Origin of the sequence: Streptomyces sp. Edi4 (assembly GCF_040253615.1) — a bacterium.
GTDB lineage: Bacteria > Actinomycetota > Actinomycetes > Streptomycetales > Streptomycetaceae > Streptomyces.
The window spans coordinates 7,616,365-7,633,558 of sequence record NZ_JBEJGY010000004.1 but is presented as its reverse complement, the minus strand read 5'-3'; the positions used below and the strand labels follow the sequence as shown (position 1 = coordinate 7,633,558).

General features: G+C 69.8%; 12 protein-coding genes. 8 read left to right on the top strand and 4 right to left on the bottom strand.

Features of this window, described 5'->3' with window-relative positions; translation table 11 throughout:
* Nucleotides 1-121 precede the first annotated feature (121 nt).
* Nucleotides 122-1,927 carry an NAD(P)/FAD-dependent oxidoreductase gene (locus ABR738_RS36185; RefSeq protein WP_350234232.1) on the bottom strand — a complete coding sequence of 602 codons (1,806 nt, stop codon included), beginning with the start codon at nt 1,925-1,927 and terminating at the stop codon, nt 122-124.
* A gap of 334 nt (nt 1,928-2,261) precedes the next feature.
* Here ABR738_RS36185 and ABR738_RS36180 point away from each other — a divergent pair, with 334 nt between their 5' ends.
* Nucleotides 2,262-3,224, top strand: a complete 963-nt coding sequence (locus tag ABR738_RS36180; RefSeq protein WP_350234231.1) for a hypothetical protein — start codon at nt 2,262-2,264, stop codon at nt 3,222-3,224.
* A gap of 81 nt (nt 3,225-3,305) precedes the next feature.
* Here the strand turns inward: ABR738_RS36180 and ABR738_RS36175 are convergent, their stop codons facing one another.
* Both ABR738_RS36175 and ABR738_RS36170 read right to left on the bottom strand, forming a co-directional pair.
* Complete coding sequence (locus tag ABR738_RS36175; protein WP_350234230.1) at nt 3,306-4,931, bottom strand: MFS transporter; 1,626 nt, start codon at nt 4,929-4,931, stop codon at nt 3,306-3,308.
* A 103-nt stretch (nt 4,932-5,034) separates the two neighbouring features.
* A complete protein-coding gene (locus ABR738_RS36170) occupies nt 5,035-6,375 on the bottom strand; it encodes a carotenoid oxygenase family protein (RefSeq protein WP_350234229.1) in 1,341 nt (446 codons plus the stop codon).
* Between the two features lie 69 nt (nt 6,376-6,444).
* Here ABR738_RS36170 and ABR738_RS36165 point away from each other — a divergent pair, with 69 nt between their 5' ends.
* The 4 genes from ABR738_RS36165 (at nt 6,445) to ABR738_RS36150 (ending at nt 10,993) form a co-directional block, all read left to right on the top strand.
* Nucleotides 6,445-7,107: a TetR/AcrR family transcriptional regulator gene (locus ABR738_RS36165; RefSeq protein ID WP_350234228.1), complete on the top strand. Its 663-nt coding sequence runs from the start codon at nt 6,445-6,447 to the stop codon at nt 7,105-7,107.
* A 663-nt stretch (nt 7,108-7,770) separates the two neighbouring features.
* Nucleotides 7,771-8,541 (top strand): helix-turn-helix transcriptional regulator, encoded by a 771-nt coding sequence (locus tag ABR738_RS36160; RefSeq protein WP_350234885.1) that lies wholly within the window; start codon nt 7,771-7,773, stop codon nt 8,539-8,541.
* A gap of 104 nt (nt 8,542-8,645) precedes the next feature.
* Nucleotides 8,646-9,629, top strand: a complete 984-nt coding sequence (locus ABR738_RS36155; RefSeq protein ID WP_350234227.1) for a DUF1702 family protein — start codon at nt 8,646-8,648, stop codon at nt 9,627-9,629.
* Nucleotides 9,630-9,667: 38 nt separating this feature from the next.
* Entirely contained in the window at nt 9,668-10,993 is a 1,326-nt protein-coding gene (locus ABR738_RS36150) for a cytochrome P450 (RefSeq protein ID WP_502964261.1), read from the top strand.
* A gap of 75 nt (nt 10,994-11,068) precedes the next feature.
* On the opposite strand, the gene ABR738_RS36145 is transcribed toward ABR738_RS36150, so the two are convergent.
* Nucleotides 11,069-12,613, bottom strand: a complete 1,545-nt coding sequence (locus ABR738_RS36145) for a GMC family oxidoreductase (protein WP_350234226.1) — start codon at nt 12,611-12,613, stop codon at nt 11,069-11,071.
* A gap of 244 nt (nt 12,614-12,857) precedes the next feature.
* Between ABR738_RS36145 and ABR738_RS36140 the strand changes: the two genes are divergently transcribed.
* From ABR738_RS36140 to asnB, 3 genes are read left to right on the top strand one after another with little or no spacing between them, the layout of a single operon-like run.
* Nucleotides 12,858-13,694 carry an SAM-dependent methyltransferase gene (locus tag ABR738_RS36140; protein ID WP_350234225.1) on the top strand — a complete coding sequence of 279 codons (837 nt, stop codon included), beginning with the start codon at nt 12,858-12,860 and terminating at the stop codon, nt 13,692-13,694.
* 11 nt (nt 13,695-13,705) lie between these two features.
* Nucleotides 13,706-15,256, top strand: a complete 1,551-nt coding sequence (locus ABR738_RS36135; RefSeq protein ID WP_350234224.1) for a GMC family oxidoreductase — start codon at nt 13,706-13,708, stop codon at nt 15,254-15,256.
* 45 nt (nt 15,257-15,301) lie between these two features.
* Nucleotides 15,302-17,137 carry an asparagine synthase (glutamine-hydrolyzing) gene (gene asnB, locus ABR738_RS36130; RefSeq protein WP_350234222.1) on the top strand — a complete coding sequence of 612 codons (1,836 nt, stop codon included), beginning with the start codon at nt 15,302-15,304 and terminating at the stop codon, nt 17,135-17,137.
* Nucleotides 17,138-17,194 lie beyond the last annotated feature (57 nt).

The following is a 17,194-nucleotide window of genomic DNA, read 5'->3' as shown; positions in this document are numbered from 1 at the left end:
AGGTGCGGGGCGTCTTTGGGCGGCGCGTCCGGGCGGGGGGCCCGAACTACCGTGCGGCAATGGGGGTTTGAGGCCCACGCCGTTTTGGGGCGTACGAGGTCTCACGCCGGGCGCCGCCCGTTCAGCGGGTCTCGGTCGGCGCGGCCTGGGTCAGGGAGGTCTCGATGTCGTCGAGTCCCGGCGGTTCCTGCGGGCCCGGCGTGTGCGCCTGGACCGGGGTCACGAGCTCGGGGTGCGCGGCGAGCGCCGGGGCGATGTGCCGCCAGTCGCCGTTGCGGGCGAACAGGACGTCGCGCAGCGCGGAGAAACCGCGCCGGTAGGCGTCGCGCGTCTCGTCGAGCACGAAGGCCGCGCCGTCCCGTGCGTATGTCAGGAGCGGGAAGACGCAGTTGTCCCGGTACAGCGCGTCCCCGTGCATCCGGTACCACATCACGTGGCGGGCGCCGGGAAGCAGGGTGAACGTCGCCGTCGCGGTCTTCTCGGGGTCGCCGAAGCCCATGTAGGTCGGCAGGAAGTCGATCGCGCGGAAGCGGGCGAAGATGCGCTCACTCGCCTCCTGATGGGTGATCTCGCCGGCGAGTGCGGCGTCCATGTGGAGGCGTGAGGCCTGCGCCATCTCGACGACACCCGGCAGATGGCTGCCGAGCACTCCCATGCGGCTCGGCTCGGTCGTCTTCTCCAGGTGGGAGCGGTCCTTCGTCTTGTGGTAACGCATCAGCAGGGAGAGCGGGCCGAAGGTGCCGAGGAGGCTGCCCATCACCCAGTTGCGGTTCCACGCGTTCCAGGTCTCGTAACTGGCGAAGGAGTCGATGGAGCCGGAGACGACGGTGTCGTAGTGGTCGAAGCCGCGGTTGACCACGTCCTCCATGGGCTTGAACCGCTCGGTCGCGTAGTCGTTCTCCACGACGGCCTTGAGCAGCGATTCGGCGATCATGTCGACCGCGGCGATGAGCACCGACATGCCGCTGGAGTAGAGCGGGTCGATGAAGGCGGCCGCGTGGGGGAGCTGGATGAGGCGGTGTCCGGTCAGGTGGGGCGAGGAGTACTGGATGCGGCCCGAGCGGACCCAGGGGCGCGCGGCGCGCGCCTCGGCGAAGTGCCGGGCGATCGTCGGGTAGGCGGAGATGATCTTGCGGAACTCCCCTTCCGGCGTGCCGTGCGGCTCGGGGTGTTTGCGCCGGTCGAGCATCAGGCCCACGCTGGTCAGCGGGTTGGTCGCGGCGCGGTGGTTGCTGAAGGGGATGACCCACATCCAGCCGCCGTCGAAGACGTGGTGCATGGTGGACTGGCCGAGCGGTGTGATCAGTTTCTGCCGGTCCTTGGGGTCCAGGAGGAGATCGGTGCTCCTGACTCCCATCATGTGGGTGTAGATGGCGCGGGTGTCGGTGCGGAAGCGCGGCACCTCGTCGCGCATGCCGAGCTGGTCGGAGACCATCGACCGCATGCCGGAGGCGTCGATGAGGAGCTTGGCGCGGTAGGTCTCGCCGGAGGTGGCGCGGAGTGCGACCTCGTCGTCCCCGAAGTCGATGTCCTCGATACGGGTCCCGGAATGGAACCTCGCGCCGTAGGTGACCGCGAGCGCGGCGAGGTAGGCGTCGGTGTCCTGGCGGAAGAGGTGGGAGTCGGGGCCGACGGGCGGCGTCAGCGTCCCGAACTGGTTGATCTCCTCGGGCCTGTTCTCCTCGCCGGCCCGGTGGTACATGAAACCGAAGGAGCGCTTTACTCCGCAGTTGCTGCTCACATGCCTGCGGAGTTTGTGGAACGTGCCGATCCAGCCGATCTCGGGGACGCCGTATTTCTCGGCGACGATGCGCAGGCGCAGGCCGGTCTCGGGAATCAGTGATTCGCCGATGGTGAATCTCGGATGGCTGGCGCCTTCCAGCAGCAGAGTGGAAACTCCGTGCCGGGCGAGGATGCACGCGAGCATCGATCCGCCGATTCCAGATCCGAGAATTGCCACTTCATATCGCTGAGTGCCCATGGGTTCCCCATAATCGCGGTCGTCCGCGCGGTCGTCCGTGGATGAAGGTGCGTGGGAGCGCCTGCTCGACGTCTCCAGGATGCCGCCCGGACCTGCGTCGGGCTTCTCTCCTCTTGCCGTCACCGCAGCCTCCCGGAAAGGAAAGCGCAATCCTGGTGGTGCCGGTCCACGCGCCTTGGAATGTGGGCAGGATGGAAGAAGCGGAAGAGCGGAAGGGGTCCGAGACTCAACGGCTGACGACCGCGCCGTGCGGCCGCCTCGGCCCTTCGGGAGGATATTCATGACCCATGCCGTCGCCGAGAAACCGGCGATTCACGAGACCGGTACATCCATGTTCGTCAACGGCCTGTTTCCCCGGCGCCGTTCCCTGGTGATCGCGGTCGGCGTTGTGCTCGGATTTCTGCTGGCGTATGCCTGGTCGCCGCAACTGGCCGACGACCAGATCGGTTTCAACGCGGCGGACGCCATGCTCGGGCACAACGCGCTCACGACCCCCATCGCCGGCGTCACCTCGGGTGTGCTCTTCGCCTTCGTGTCGGGTCTGGCGGGTTCCTTCACCGCGTGCAATGTGATGGTGCTGGGCGCGGTGGGTCCTCTGGTCGGTGAATCGGCCCTGTCACGCCGGGAGTCGCTGGCCCGCATGGCGCGGCCCATCGGCTGGCTGGCCGCCGGCATGCTGCCGCTGTCGGCGCTGTACGGCGCGCTGGTCGGCGTCTTCGGCACCCACATGCCGCAGTTCTCCACCACCCACTCCCCCGGTCTCTCACCGAGGATCATCCAGGCGATGACCGATTTCGGTGTCATCGGTGTCGTCATGATCGTGCTGGGTCTGGCGGCCGCGGGTGTCGTGCCGGATCCGCTGGCCGCGATCTCCCGGCGCTTTCGCAACGCGCCGTTGATCCTCATGGGCATCCTCATCGGCGCCTTCCTGATCGGGCGCCCCTACCCGTTGTTCGGGCAGATGTTCCGCAGCGCGGCGCAGCACCACAACCCGCTGTACGGGGCGGCCTCATTCGCACTCCAGTCGCTGGGGAACATCGTCGTGATGTCGCTGATCGTCCTGCTGATCTCGGTGGTGCTGCGGGGGCGGGCCGGTCGCTGGCTCGCGGCAGAGCCGGCCCGGGTCAGTGCGCTGAGCGCGTCGGGTTTCCTGATCGCCGGTGTGTTCGCGGTCCTGTACTGGGATGTGCGGGTGCTGCATCTGATGGGCTACATCTGGTTCCCGACGGCGCCCTGGCACTGAGTACCGGCACGCGCGGGATCACGCGCGAAAAACGGCCCGGCGCCTTGGGGCGCCGGGCCGTCGCGTGCGGTGCGGGAGGTTCTAGGTCTCGGCCGTGGCCATCAACTCCCCGCTGATCTCCTCCAGTTTGCGGCGCTTGGTCTCGGGGCCGATCCACAGGAAGAGGACGGCGGCAAGGACCAGCGGGACCGCTCCGATGACGGCGGTCACGGCGATCGAGGGGACGCTCGTGGCAGCGACCACGATCGCGATGATGAGCACCCCGCCGAGTTTGGTCATGCCGGCCGCGAGGCCCGAGCCCCGTGAACGCAGCATCGTGGGGTAGATCTCGGCGGCGTACGCCGAGACGACGGCCGCCACCGAGCTGACGGCGGAGAGCGGCACGACCAGCAGCAGCGACAGTACGAGATGGTGGTGGACGAGTGAGTCGCCCGCCACGGCGAAGCCGCCGAGCGCAAGCGCGGAGGCCAGCGAGAGCGTGATGATCGTCCTGCGGCTGCCCCACCATCCGTACGCCACGGCCACCAGAACGGTGAAGGGGAGGCCGAGCAGCGCGGCGTTGCGAACGACGTAGTCGGATTTCACCGCCGAGAACCCGAGGTGTTGCAGGTTGGTCGGCACCCAGAGCTGGAAGCCGTAGGTGACCAGGCCCGTCCCGAGGGCGAGGACCGTGATCGCGAGCGTGGGGCCGGTGAACGGGCGCCGCAGGAGCCGCTGGGCGCTCTCGCGGACCGGCGCCTCGGCGTCGGGGGCGCCGGCCGGGACCTCCCGTACGACGGCGCCGTACCTGGCCATGATCGCGCCGGCCTCCTCCTGACGGCCACGGGCGATCAGATAGCGGGGTGACTCCGGGATCCAGTGGTTGAGCGCGATGAACAGCAGTCCGGTGGGCAGACCGATGAGCCACAGGATGCGCCAGCTGTAGGTCGGCGTGAGCCATCCGGCGAGCCAGCTCGTGGCCGCATAGGCGCCCGCGATGTCGCCGCCGATGAGGACCATCAGCCAGCCCCGGTGCCGTGCGGGGATGGTCTCGGCCATCAGCGCGAACGCGATGGGCAGCATGCCGCCCACCCCGAGCCCCATCAGGAAGCACATGAGCAGGTTCCAGGAGAAGCCGGGCATCGCGCCGCAGATGGAGGTGGTGACGAAGAGGATGCCGGCGAGCAGGATGGAGGAGCGGCGCCCGATGCGGTCACCGAGCCAGCCCCAGATCCACGAGCCGACCACGGTTCCGCCGATCCCGAGGAGTGGCAGCCAGGAGACCGGGATGTGCCCGTGCGGGTTGGCGGGGGATTTCAGCCCGTACTCCTGGGCGACGCCGGGCGCGACGAAGGACAGCGTCGCCGGTTTCATGACGTCGATCGTGATGGCGACGGCGAGGACGACGAGCAGCGCGATGTGCTGGCCCTTGATGGGGGCGTCGTCGATGGCGGTGACGCGGATGCGCCGCGCGGACCGCTGGATCTCGCCTCCGCGCGCGGGCAGCACGCCGTAGAGCGACGCCGCGAAACCGACCACGATGAGCACCATGCCAGTGACCATGGCGGCGTCCGGGTGCATCCCGGACATCATGTAGTGCATGTCGCGTGCGCCGAAGTACATCGGCAGATGCAGCGCGACACCCACGGCGGACAGCAGCACGCCGCACCAGAACGCTGCCGGATGCTCGAACTCCCCCCGGGCACGGTCGATGACCTTCAACGCCACGAGCATTCCTTTCGTCCGGTCGGACACTCCAGACGAGACTAGGGACCCCGGCGGCGCACGCCTTCTTCCAAATTGACCCGATCGGGCGGGGCGGCGGGCCGGGTCAGCCCGCGATCCATGTCGCGTGCAGTCCGTGCGGCACGCGAACGGGCAGCCGCACGCGCGCCACCGGCGCTCCGGTGAAGTCGGCGGTGTCCACAACGACCAGGTCGCTGTGGTCACTTGCCGCGTCGTGGACGAGGCTCAGGAGCCAGCCGTCCGCCTCGGGCGCGTCGGGTCCGCGCGGCACGAAGACCGCTTCGCCGCCGTGGCGGCCGGGACCGAAGTCGTGGGTCTCGGTGCGGCCGAGGGCGAGATCGTGCCGGAGCAGACCGGGGCCCGCCAGGTAACCTCCGCTGCCGCAGGGCGACATGGCGACCGCGAAGCCATAGCGGTTGTACGACCCCTTGTAGCGGTCGTCGATCCTGGGGAACTCCTGCGCCTGCTCGGCCAGTTGTCGCTCGACGACGGTGCCGGCGCGCGGGTCGACCGTCCACCTCCACAGGGTGGGGGCGCTCTCGCCGGGCCGCAGCGGCTCGCGGTCGAAGACCCGGGGGTGGCGCACCAGGTGGATGATGATCCGGTCGCCGCGCTCATAGGCGTTGAGCGGATGGAAGACGTAACAAGGGTCGACGTCCATCCACAGCACCTCGGGATCGGTGGCCTCGCGTGGCAGCACGCCGATCCTGGACTCGTGGTCCGTGCGCCAGCGGTAGGGGACGCGCGATCCGCCGGCCGCGGCGGCCGGGTCGTAGGCGACCGGCAAGTCGTAGAAGATCGCGTGGCGTTCGGTCAGTGAGAAGGCGTGCATCATGGGCGCGCTCTTCACCGCGATGGGCAGGGTTTTGCGTACCCGGCCGTCCGCGCCGACGACCACATACAGGACGTACGGCGGCTCGTGGCAGTAGGCGACCGCGAACATCTCGCCGGTGAGCGGGTCTGTTTGCGGGTGTGCGGAGAACCCGGCCGGGAGGGTCCCGTCGAAGTCGACACGGGCCGATGTGGTCAGGTCGGCGTCGATCCGGACCGGCAGCACTCCCCCGTCGCCGAGCGCGAGGACGCGGCCCCCGTGCTGGAGGAGGTTGTCGCCCGCGTCGTCGGACAGGCCGTGCCGGGGGCCAGGAGTGGGCAGCTCCCCCAGGTGGGCGCAGACCCGGTCGGTGCGCAACCACCGGTTGCGGTACCACTGCGTGCGGCCGTCCTGGATGCGGATGGCGTGCACCATCGGCGCACCTTCGAAGGCGTGTCGGCGCGCGTCGGGCGGGCCCAGGGGGTTGGGGCCGATGCGGGCGAAGGTGCCGTTCAGTCCGGGCGGTAGGCTGCCCGCCACTTCGGGCCGGACCACGGTGGTCTCCCGGGAGACCGGCCGGTAGTTGTCTGCCTGGACATACCGTGTGCCGTCCATCCCGCCTCCGTCACATACCAGCGTTACGTAACGTTGTTATGTTCGGGTCCCTGTGCGACCATGTCAAGGGTGAGCCCTCGAAAAGCCGACCCCGAAGTGAGCGCGAATCTGATCGTGACGGCGGCGCGCATCCTCAAGGAGGAGGGCCCGGGCGCCCTGTCCACGCGCCGCCTCGCCGCCGCCGTGGGCACGTCCACCACCGCGGTGTACACACACTTCGGCGGCATGGACGACCTGGTCAAAGCGGTGGTCCATGAGGGTTTCCGGCGGCTGAACGACCGGATGACCGAGGTCTCACAGACCGACGACCCCGTCGCCGATGTCGCGGCGCTCGGGTACGCCTACCGCGCCAACGCGCTGGAGCATCAGCACCTGTATTCGGTGATGTTCGGCGGGGCGAGCCTCGGCGGTTTCGCGCTCTCGGACGACGAACGGCAGCACGGGCGCTATACGTTGGAGACCCTGGTGGCGGCCGTCACCCGGTGCATGGAGGCGGGCCGGTTCCGCTCCGACGACCCGGCGCGCGTGGCGCATCAGATGTGGATCGGGGTGCACGGGCTCGTCACACTGGAGCTCGGCGGGTACCTCATCGAGCCCTACGACGCCGACACCTGCTTCCAGACGTTGGTGTGCGGGATGCTGGTGGGCGCCGGTGACGACGGCGCCAGGGCGGCGACGGCGATGGACGTCGCACTGGGCCGCCAGAAGGAGCGGACCGCCCCGGCCTCGTGAGCGCCGCACCCCCAAGGCGTCACCATGCGTAATGGGATTCACGCGCGCGGGCGGGCCGGACTCGATCACCAATTCCCTTTCCCTGTCCGCCAATTATGATGATCGACGGGGCGAACGGCGTCGCGCCGGAACGCGGACATTCGCCGCCGCGACCGCAGAACCGCGCCTTCCAATGATCTTCGTGGCCCAGCCGGAGACCCCCTGCGGTAACAGCGGAATCACAGATTCGGAATGTGCGCGGCGACCGCCCTTTAGACGGTCGAATTGGATGGCGGTCCCACGTTCTTCTCCGGGGGATTGACCGGCGCCGGCCAACCGCGGCCGCCGGGGGCGCGCGTCGCCCTTCGGGCGTATCCGTCGCATCGAACGCCAAGAGGCCGAGGTCAGGGGGCCGTTGAGAAAGTCCGGCCCGGACCGGAGGGCGTTCAGGAGGAACACCGGACACGCTGGCACGACCGCCCCCACCCCTCACATGGAAACTGACAGCTGCAAATCCGATACAGGCAACTTCAAAGAAGTGCGGAAGATGGGAGCATGCGCATCATCGAACCGCATCTCAGCGGCTGGTGAAGCGAATCGTCAGCCGATCATGGGCTGGCCGCATCTGACGACGGGGGTCCTGTGGAGGTATCAAAGCTTGCGGTGGAACGTGCCATAACGACGATGTGGGATCACTACAGTGAACCCTTGTCCTTGGACGAGATTGCCGACACCGCAGTACTGAGCAAGTTCTACTTCTCGCGGGTCTTCCGCACCATCACCGGTACCTCGCCCGGGCGCTTCCTGACGGCGATTCGTCTGTACAGCGCCAAGAATCTCCTGCTGGAAACGTCACTGAGCGTCACCGACATCGCGTACCAGGTGGGTTACAACAGCCTGGGCACCTTCACGACCCGGTTCACCCGCAGCGTCGGCGTCTCACCCACCCGCTTCCGCTCACTGTCCCACAGCGGGCTGCCGCCACTGCCCCGCTTCGACCTGGGCAGTGACCGCGGCTCCGGCACGGTGTACGGCACCGTGGTACTGCCACCGAGTGAGACACCGCTGCGCGTCTATGTCGGCGCGTTCGGCAGCCCCATCGTCGAGGGGATGCCGGTCTCCTGCGACATCCTGGAGTGCCCCACCAACGACTGCCGGATACGGAAGTACCGGCTCAGCGCGGTGCCCGTCGGCGAGTGGTACGTACGCGCGGCGGCCGTCGCGGTGCGCTGGGCCGATGTCGATCCCCGCCCCTGGGCGCGCCATCCCCTCTTACTGGGCGCCGGCAAGCCCGTCGTGATGCGTTCCGGTCAGGACGTCGAACTCCGCATCCCCATGCGCACCGTGGACCGGACCGATCTGCCGATCTTGCTGGCCCTGCCGGAGCTGGACAACCGGCTTCTGCCCGAGCCGAAACGCACCGCGCTGCGCGCCCCGGAGCTCGCGTCTCTTTGACGTGGCGTCACCTCAGCAAGCCGACCCCGGCGTGCTCCGCCCGGCGCGGACACGCTCACCTTCAGATCTCCGGGCCACAGGCGATCCGCCGATTGGAGACCAGCATGAGCCGTAGGTGGCGAGCGCTCAGGCGCCGCGTCCTGACCCCGAGCGCGTCCCAGGCGCACCTTTCCGTGCGCGGCTTCCATGTGAAAAGCCCCGCCGCGCGCGAGCTGTTGGAGACGGTGGGCGAGACCTTCCTGACCGGGTACGCGTACGCGGCAGAGGCCCGCGTGCCACAAGAGGCCGAAGAGCGCCTGGAGTCGGTGCCGAGCGAGTTCCGCGGTTTCGCCTACGAGGGCGCGGGCATGGGCTTCGCGATCCGCGACGGTCTCCCGTTCGGCGGCACCCAGGTGAGCCGCTTCCTCGAGGGCAGGGCCCGCGACCACATCTACATGGTCCATGTGGGAATGGGCTGGGCCATGGCGCGGCTGCCCCGGTTCCGCTGGGCGAAGGCTTCGGCGGCCGCCACGGATCCGCTGCTGCGCTGGCTCGTACTGGACGGGTACGGCTTCCACCAGGCCTACTTCCACACCGAGCGGTACGTACGTCAGCAGTACCGCGAACCGGACTTCCCCTGGCCCGTCGGCGGACCTGCCTCCTACGCGAGCCGGGTGATCGACCAGGGCATCGGCCGGGCCATCTGGTTCGTCGCCGGGGCCGACCCGGGCCGGGCCGCCGACCTGATCGAGGCGTTCGACGCGACCCGGCGCGCCGACCTCTACAGCGGCGCCGGACTTGCCACCACCTACGCGGGCGCCGCCGACCAGGACGAGCTGAAGATCTTCCTGCGGCGCGCGGGGGCCCACCGCCCCCAGGTCGCCCAGGGCGCGGTCTTCGCCGCGACCGCCCGCTTCCAGGCCGGTCTCGTCACGGAGCACACCAAGATGGCGACCCAGCTGCTCTGCGGCATCACGCCGGCCCGGGCGGCCGAGCTCGCCGACAAGAGCCGTACCGAGCCCCTGGACGGCACCGCCGTGCCGGCTTACGAACTCTGGCGCCAACGCATCTCCTCGGGGCTCGACGAACTACGGCGGGCCACTCCGTGACCACCACCCATGCTCCGCCCCACCGCCGGCGCGGCCGCATGCCGGGCCCCTCGCGCCTGTTCACCCTGCCCGTCCTCGCCCGGATGGTGCGCAGCCGGCTCGACGTCATGGTGTGGGCCGCCGGCACCTACGGCGACGCGGTCCGTCTGCCGCTCGGACCCAAGACGCTCCACTTCTTCAACCACCCCGACCACGCCAAGCACATCCTGGCCGACAACGCGGGCAACTACACCAAGGGCCTCGGCATGATCCATGCCCGGCGCGCCCTCGGGGACGGTCTGCTCACCAGCGACGGCGAGACGTGGCGCAACCAGCGCAAGGTGATCCAGCCGGTCTTCCAGCCGAAACGAATCACCCGGCAACTAGGGGCCGTCTGCGAGGAGGCCGAGAAACTGGCCGCCCGGCTCGGGGCCCTGGCGGGCAGGGGTCCGGTGGACGTGCGTGAGGAGATGACCGCGTTCACGCTCGGCGTGCTCGGGCGGACGCTGGTCGACGCCGACCTCAGCGAGTTCGATTCGCTCGGTGCGTCCTTCGAGGCCGTCCAGAACCAGGCGATGTTCGACGCGATCACCCTGGGCGCCGTGCCGCTGTGGCTTCCGCTGCCGCTTCAGACGCGTTTCCGGCGGGCCCGGCGGGATCTTCAGCGCATCGTCGACCGGCTGGCCGCCGATCGCGCGGCCGGTCCCGCCGGCGACGACATCGTCTCGCGGCTGATCGAGTCGGTCCGCCACGAAGCGGACCAGCACGCCGGACGGGTCCGCATGCGCGATGAGCTCGTGACCTTGCTGCTCGCCGGGCACGAGACCACCGCTAGCACCCTGAGCTGGGCCTTCCATCTGCTGGACGAGCACCCGCAGGTGTGGCGGCAGCTGCACGAGGAAGCCGTGAAGGTGTTCGGGCACGGACCGCTGACCGTCGAGAGCCTGCACGAACTCACGTACACGACGCAGGTGCTCAACGAGGTCGTCCGGCTCTACCCTCCGGTCTGGCTGCTGCCCCGCATCGCCCGCGAGCGGGACGAGATCGGCGGGTATCGGGTCGGCGCCGGCGCCGATGTGCTGCTGTGCCCCTATCTGCTGCACCGCCACCCGGAGTTCTGGGCGGCGCCCGGCCGCTTCGATCCGCAGCGGTTCGCGCCGGCCGCGTCGGCGGGCCGCAACCGGTACGCCTACATCCCCTTCGGGGCGGGCCCGAGGTTCTGCGTCGGCAACAGCCTCGGCATGATGGAGGCCACCGTCGTCCTCGCCACGCTCGCGCGTGAGCTGCGTCTGTCGAAGGTGCCCGGGTATGAGGTGGCGGGCGAGGCGATGCTCACCCTGCGGATCCGCGGCGGCCTGCCGATGACGGTGCGCCGGGTGTCCTGACCGTCCACGCCACGGCGACGCGGCGGCGCACACAGAAACCGGCCGGAGTCTCCCCCGGCCGGTTCGTGCGTCCCGTCAGGCGCGCAGCCAGTCGGCCGTGCGCTCACCGATCATGATCGACGTGAGGTTCGTGTTGGCCCGGACGGTGTTGGGCATCACCGAGGCGTCGCAGACGTAGAGGGAGTCCAGGCCGTGGACCGCGCACCGCTCGTCGACGACGGCCGAGGGATCGCCGGCCGGGCCCATGCGTACCGTCCCCACCGGGTGATAGGCGCTGTCGAGGCTGGTCTTGACGTACTGGCGGATCATGTCGTCGTTCTCGATCACCGCGTCGCGCAGGACGACGAAGCCCTGCCCCAGTCCACGGATGCCGGGGTGGTTGGCCAGGCGCCAGCTGGTGCGTACGCCCTCCACGAGCAGGTCCAGTTCGCGGCCGCCGTCCGAGAGGAAGTTCAGCTCGATCCGTGGCGGCGCGAGCGGATCCGTCGAGGTCAGGGCGAGCCTGCCCCGGGAGCGCGGACGCTGTGAGACCACCATGACCCCGAGGATCATCTCCGTTCCCGAGAGCATCTGAAGCTCGGGGAAGTGCGTCAGATCGAAGTGGTTCACCATGTAGTACTGGAGGTCGTTGGTGTCGTCGGAGCCCGGCGCCGTGGTGCGCAGGATCTCCTGGAGGAAGGGGCCCGAGGGATCGCAGGCGCCCGGGCGCGGCGCGAGGAAGGCGCCGGTGCGCTGGTGGTCGACGAGGTTGGCGCCAACACCGGGCAGGTCGGCCCGGCTGTCGATGCCGAGCCCGGCCAGCTCGGCCGCGGGACCGATGCCGGACCGCATGAGGATGGTCGGCGACGCCACGGCGCCGGCCGCCAGGATCACCCGCCGCGCGCTGATCGTCTCGTACCCGCCGCCGGGCGCGGAGGCCGTCACGCCCACCGCGCGTTCGCCCTCGAAGACGACGCGGTCGACGACGGTGTGCGCCCTGATGTCCAGGTTGGGGCGCTCGCGTGCCGGTGTCAGATAGGCCATCGCGGTGGTGACCCGGTGCAGTCCGTCGCGCCGGTTGGACGGGATCGGGCCCACCCCGGTCGCCTCGGGGTGATTGTGGTCCTTGACCTCGGGGAAGCCGGCTTCGAGGCAGGCCTCGACGAAGGCGAGCTGTCCCGGGACCAGTTCGTCGGGGCGCCAGCGGCGGATCGGGTAGGGGCCGTTCTGGCCGTGGTACTCGCCGCCGAAGTCGAGGTCGTCCTCCAGGCGCCGGAAGTAGGGCAGTACCTCCTGCCAGGACCACGACGGGTTGCCGGCCGAGGCCCACTCGTCGTAGTCCTCGGGGAGTCCGCGCAGCGCGACCGTGGCGCCGACGGCCGATGAGCCGCCCGTCACCTTGCCGCGCGGGAAGCGGATCCTGCGCCCGTCGTGGATGTCCGCCTTGAACTGCCAGTCGTGGTCGTGGAAGGACATGGCGTTGCCGGTGCGGATGTCGTCCGGCATCTGATGGTGCGTCAGATAATCGGGGCCTGCTTCGAGGAGGAGAACACGGCGCGCCGGGTCCTGGCTCAGTCGCGCGGCGAGCACGGCGCCGGCCGAACCAGCGCCGACGACGATGTCATCGTATTGCGGCGTCATACATCACCCTCGCTGACATGGGCTGCGGGAAGCGCGACGCGAGACGGGCGCACGTCGCAGGGAAGAGCGCGGAGTCCGCGTCCCCGCACCAAGCCTCGCTTTCGAGGGACCGGTGGACTACTCCGGCGTTGCCCGGCGCATCGCGCGGGCCGGGCACGGAGTGAGAAGCCTCAACAGGCCCGCGCCCCCACGCTGGTGTGGTGAAGACCGCGAGCTGTGGTGCCGCGGTCCGAAGGAGGCTGCAATGTCAGAGAATTCATCGGCGCCGCGCCTTGAGGAGGCGCCGGTCGGGGTGAATGCCCTGATCCCCAACACGGCCCGGATCATGGACTATCTGCTCGGCGGGAGCGCCAACTTCGCGTCCGACCGCGCCGTCGGCGACACCGCCTTCGTCAACTGGCCCGGTGAGCCGGGCGGTGTCGAGGGAGTCCGTGTCGACCTGCACGCGGCCCGCGACGCCCTCGGGCGCATCGTCACACATCTGGCGGGCGACTGCGGGATACGGCAGTTCCTCGACCTGGCCAGCGGGCTGCCGACCATGGGCAACACCCATGAGGCCGCGCGCGCGGCCGCGCCCGGCTGCCGTGTCGTATACGTCGACAACGAGCCCAGTGTCGTCGCGCACGGACAGGCCCTGCTCGCGTCCGACCCCGACACCGTCTTCCTCGACGGGGACTTCCGCGACCCCGGCGACATCCTGCGCAGGGCCGCCAAGGTGCTGGACTTCTCCCGGCCGGTCGGGCTCATCCTGTTCGGCGTGCTCCACTTCGTCGAGGACTCCGACGGGCCCGCGAAGATCCTGGCCGATCTGCTCGCCGCCGTCCCCTCCGGCAGCTGTCTGGCGCTCTCCCACTTCGCCAAGGACGACACCGACATGGCCCTCAACGCCATGTTGACGGAGATGGACAAGCAGACCGGCGACTCGGTGGTGCGGCGCACCCGCTCCGAGGTCGAGCGGTTCTTCGACGGCATGGACGTGCTTGCGCCGGGCGTGGTGCGCACGGAGCTGTGGCGCCCGCCCCAGGGTGCGTCGGGACCCGAACCGCTGCCCATGTGGTGCGGCGTGGCCCGCAAGCGGTGAAGGGGACGGGCATGGCTCAGGGGCGGGTCTACGACGACATCATCGTGGGGGCCGGCAGCGCGGGGGCCGTGCTGGCCGCCCGGCTGAGCGAGGACCCCGGGCGCAGGGTCCTGCTGATCGAGGCGGGGCGCCACTACGCTTCGGCGGCGACGACCCCGGACGATCTGCTCGACGCCAACGCGATGTCGCTCGTGAAGCACAGCTGGGGTTTCACCGCCCAGCTCACGCGGGAGCGGCGGGTCATGTTCCCGCTCGGCAAAGTCACCGGCGGCTCCTCGTCGGTGGGCAACACGGTCGTCATCCGGGGGACGCCGCAGGACTACGACGAGTGGGCCGGCAGCGGCAGCCCGCTGTGGGACTGGAAGCACGTGCTTCCCGTCTTTCGCGCGCTGGAGGACGATCTGGACTTCGGCGACCGCGACATCCACGGCCGCGGCGGCCCGGTTCCCGTCAGGCGGTGGCGCCCACAGGAACTGACGGAGGTTCAGCAGGCGTTCCTCGATGTCTGTCTGGCCGCGGGACACCCCTGGGCCGAGGACCACAACGACCCCGGATCCACGGGCGTCGGACCGATCCCGTCCAACCGCCGCGATCCCCGCGTCCGCGTCTCGACGGCGATGTCCTACCTGTGGCCCGCGAGCGCGCGCGACAACCTCTCCATCCTGTCCCGCGCCCTGGTCGACCGCGTCGTCTTCGAGGGCGACCGCGCGGCGGGCGTGGTGGCGTCGGTGGACGGAGGCCCCTGGGAGACCGTCCGGGCGAGGCGGGTGATCCTTTCGGCCGGAGCCGTCGCCTCGCCGGCGATCCTGCTCCGCTCGGGCATCGGGCCCGGTGAGGATCTGCGTGGTCTCGGCCTGCCGGTGCGGGCGGATGTGGCGGCGGTCGGCGCGGGCCTGACCGACCAGCCGCGGATCGGGGTGTTCATGACGCCCAAGCCGGGTTATGAGAACGAGGGCAAGTCGACAGGTCAGATCGTGACCCGCACCAGCGACAGCCGGTTCAACGACCAGTACTACGCGATGGTCAACCGCTTCGACCTCACCCTCCACTTTCCCGAACTGCGCCGGGTCGCCGGGGCGCGGGCGGTGTTCGGGGTGATGGTCGTACTGCGCCGCCAGCACTCGCGCGGCCGGGTCACGCTGGCCTCGTCCGACCCGTTCGCCGCTCCCCGCGTCGACCTCGGCTACCTCTCCGACGAGCGCGACTACCGTCTGCTCGCCGATGGCGTCAGGGGCTGCTGGGAACTGGCGAGCTCACCGAAGATCTTCGACAAGGGCGAGCAGCTGGTCGCGCTCGACGAGCGCGTCATGGACGACGACGAGGCGCTGCGCGACTACATCGAAAGGGCCGTGGACAGCGCCTACAACCCGGTGGGGACGGTGCGCATGGGTCCCGCCGGCGATCCGGGGGCCGCCGTGGACCAGCGCTGCGCGGTGTACGGGGTCGAGAACCTGCATGTCGTGGACGCGTCCATCATGCCGAGCATGGTGTGCGCCAACACGCATCTGACCGTCGTGATGATCGCCGAGCGGGCGGCCGCGCTGCTGCGCGACCGCGGCTGACCCGGCGCCGAGCGAACCCATCGAATTGCCACAGGAGGCGGGCAGATGTGCGGAATCACCGGCTGGGTCTCGTTCGGCCGTGACCTGACGCGCGAACGCGGGGCTCTGGACGCGATGACCCGGACGATGGCGTGCCGGGGCCCCGACGCCGGCGGCACCTGGACCGGCCGGCACGCGGCGCTCGGCCACCGCAGGCTGGCCGTGATCGACCTGGTCGGCGGGGTACAGCCGATGACGGTGGGCACCGACCGCGGCGAGGTGACGCTGGTCCACAGCGGTGAGGTCTACAACTACGTTGAGTTGCGCGACGAGTTGATCCGGGCGGGAGAGCGTTTCACCACGGCCAGTGACACCGAGGTGGTCCTGCGCGGCTATCTGCGCTGGGGAACCGGGCTGGCCGACCGCCTCAACGGCATGTACGCGTTCGCCATCTGGGACGGGCGTGAGCACAAGCTGGTGATGATCCGCGACCGGGTGGGCATCAAGCCGCTCTACTACTGCCGCACGCCGGACGGGGTGCTCTTCGGTTCGGAGCAGAAGGCCATCCTGGCCAACCCCCTCGCCCCGCGTGTGGTCGACACCGAGGGGCTGCGCGAGGCACTGTCGTACGCCTTCACACCGGGGCACGCGATCTGGGCGGGCCTGCGTCAGGTCGAGCCCGGCACCATCGTCACCGTCGACGCGGACGGGCTGCGCGAGCGTACCTACTGGCGTCTGGAGACCAGGCCGCACACCGCCGACGTGGACACCTCGGTGCACCAGGTGCGCGAGCTCCTTGACGACACCGTGCGCCGGCAGCTCGTCGCCGATGTGCCGCGCTGCCTGCTGCTGTCCGGCGGGCTCGACTCCGGCACGCTCACCGCGCTGGCCGCCGCCCACCTCACCGGCGAGCGCGTGCCGACGTTCGCGGTCGACTTCACCGGCCAGACGGAGAACTTCACGCCCGACGATCTGCGCGACGCCCCCGACGCCCCGTTCATCCACGAGGTCGCCGAGCACGTCGGCGCGGACCACACCGACATCGTGCTCGACCCCAAGGCGCTCGCCGATCCCGCCGTGCGCAGAGCCGCTCTCGTGGCGCGCGACACCCCGCTGGGCGTCGGAGACATGGACTTCTCGCTGTATCTGCTCTTCAAGGCGATCCGTGCGAAATCGACCGTCGCCCTGTCGGGAGAAGCGGCCGACGAGCTGTTCGGCGGGTACCGGCACATGCATGTCCCGGCCATCCAGCGCGCCCGGGCGTTCCCCTGGATCGCCGTCAGTGTGGGCCCGTTCGACAAGGACGCCACCGGCATCGACCCGGGTCTGGTGGCGCGGCTGCGACTGGAGGAGTACCGCCTTGACCGGTATGACAGCGCGGTCGGTGAGGTCGAGCGGCTGGAGACGGAGGACGACTTCGAGTACCGCATGCGCGTCATGATCCATCTGCATCTCACCCGCTTCATGCGGTACATGCTCGACCGCAAGGACCGTATGAGCATGGCGGTCGGCCTCGAAGTCCGCGTACCGTTCTGCGACCACCGGCTCGTCGAATACGTCTACAACGCGCCCTGGTCGCTGAAGACCTACGACGGCAGGGAGAAGAGTCTGCTGCGCGGGGCGGCCAAGGACATGCTTCCGGCGTCGGTCGCCTGGCGGCCCAAGAGTCCCTATCCGTCGACGCAGGATCCGTACTACGCCCGCGAACTTCAGGGCCAGGGCCGGGAGTTGCTGGCGGCGCGGCACCACGATGTCTTCGAGCTCGTGGACCGGGACTGGCTCAAGGGCGCCACGGATCGCGGTATGTCCACGATGGACCGGCTCACCCGGCTCGGCCTGGAGCGGACGCTCGACCTGGCCGTATGGCTGGACGTCTACCACCCCGACCTCAAGCTCCCCTGACGCCGGGCGACCCCGCCCCGGTCCGCCGCGACACACGCCTGCGGCGGTCCGGGGCGC

Excerpts from the sequence above, each read along its gene's own strand:
- ABR738_RS36185 (WP_350234232.1), bottom strand. The coding sequence starts at position 1,927 with ATGCTCGCGTGCATCCTCGCCCGGCACGGAGTTTCCACTCTGCTGCTG.
- ABR738_RS36180 (WP_350234231.1), top strand. The coding sequence starts at position 2,262 with ATGACCCATGCCGTCGCCGAGAAACCGGCGATTCACGAGACCGGTACA.
- ABR738_RS36170 (WP_350234229.1), bottom strand. The coding sequence starts at position 6,375 with ATGGACGGCACACGGTATGTCCAGGCAGACAACTACCGGCCGGTCTCC.
- ABR738_RS36160 (WP_350234885.1), top strand. The coding sequence starts at position 7,771 with ATGTGGGATCACTACAGTGAACCCTTGTCCTTGGACGAGATTGCCGAC.
- ABR738_RS36155 (WP_350234227.1), top strand. The coding sequence starts at position 8,646 with ATGAGCCGTAGGTGGCGAGCGCTCAGGCGCCGCGTCCTGACCCCGAGC.
- ABR738_RS36150 (WP_502964261.1), top strand. The coding sequence starts at position 9,668 with ATGCCGGGCCCCTCGCGCCTGTTCACCCTGCCCGTCCTCGCCCGGATG.
- ABR738_RS36145 (WP_350234226.1), bottom strand. The coding sequence starts at position 12,613 with ATGACGCCGCAATACGATGACATCGTCGTCGGCGCTGGTTCGGCCGGC.
- ABR738_RS36140 (WP_350234225.1), top strand. The coding sequence starts at position 12,858 with ATGTCAGAGAATTCATCGGCGCCGCGCCTTGAGGAGGCGCCGGTCGGG.
- ABR738_RS36135 (WP_350234224.1), top strand. The coding sequence starts at position 13,706 with ATGGCTCAGGGGCGGGTCTACGACGACATCATCGTGGGGGCCGGCAGC.
- asnB (WP_350234222.1), top strand. The coding sequence starts at position 15,302 with ATGTGCGGAATCACCGGCTGGGTCTCGTTCGGCCGTGACCTGACGCGC.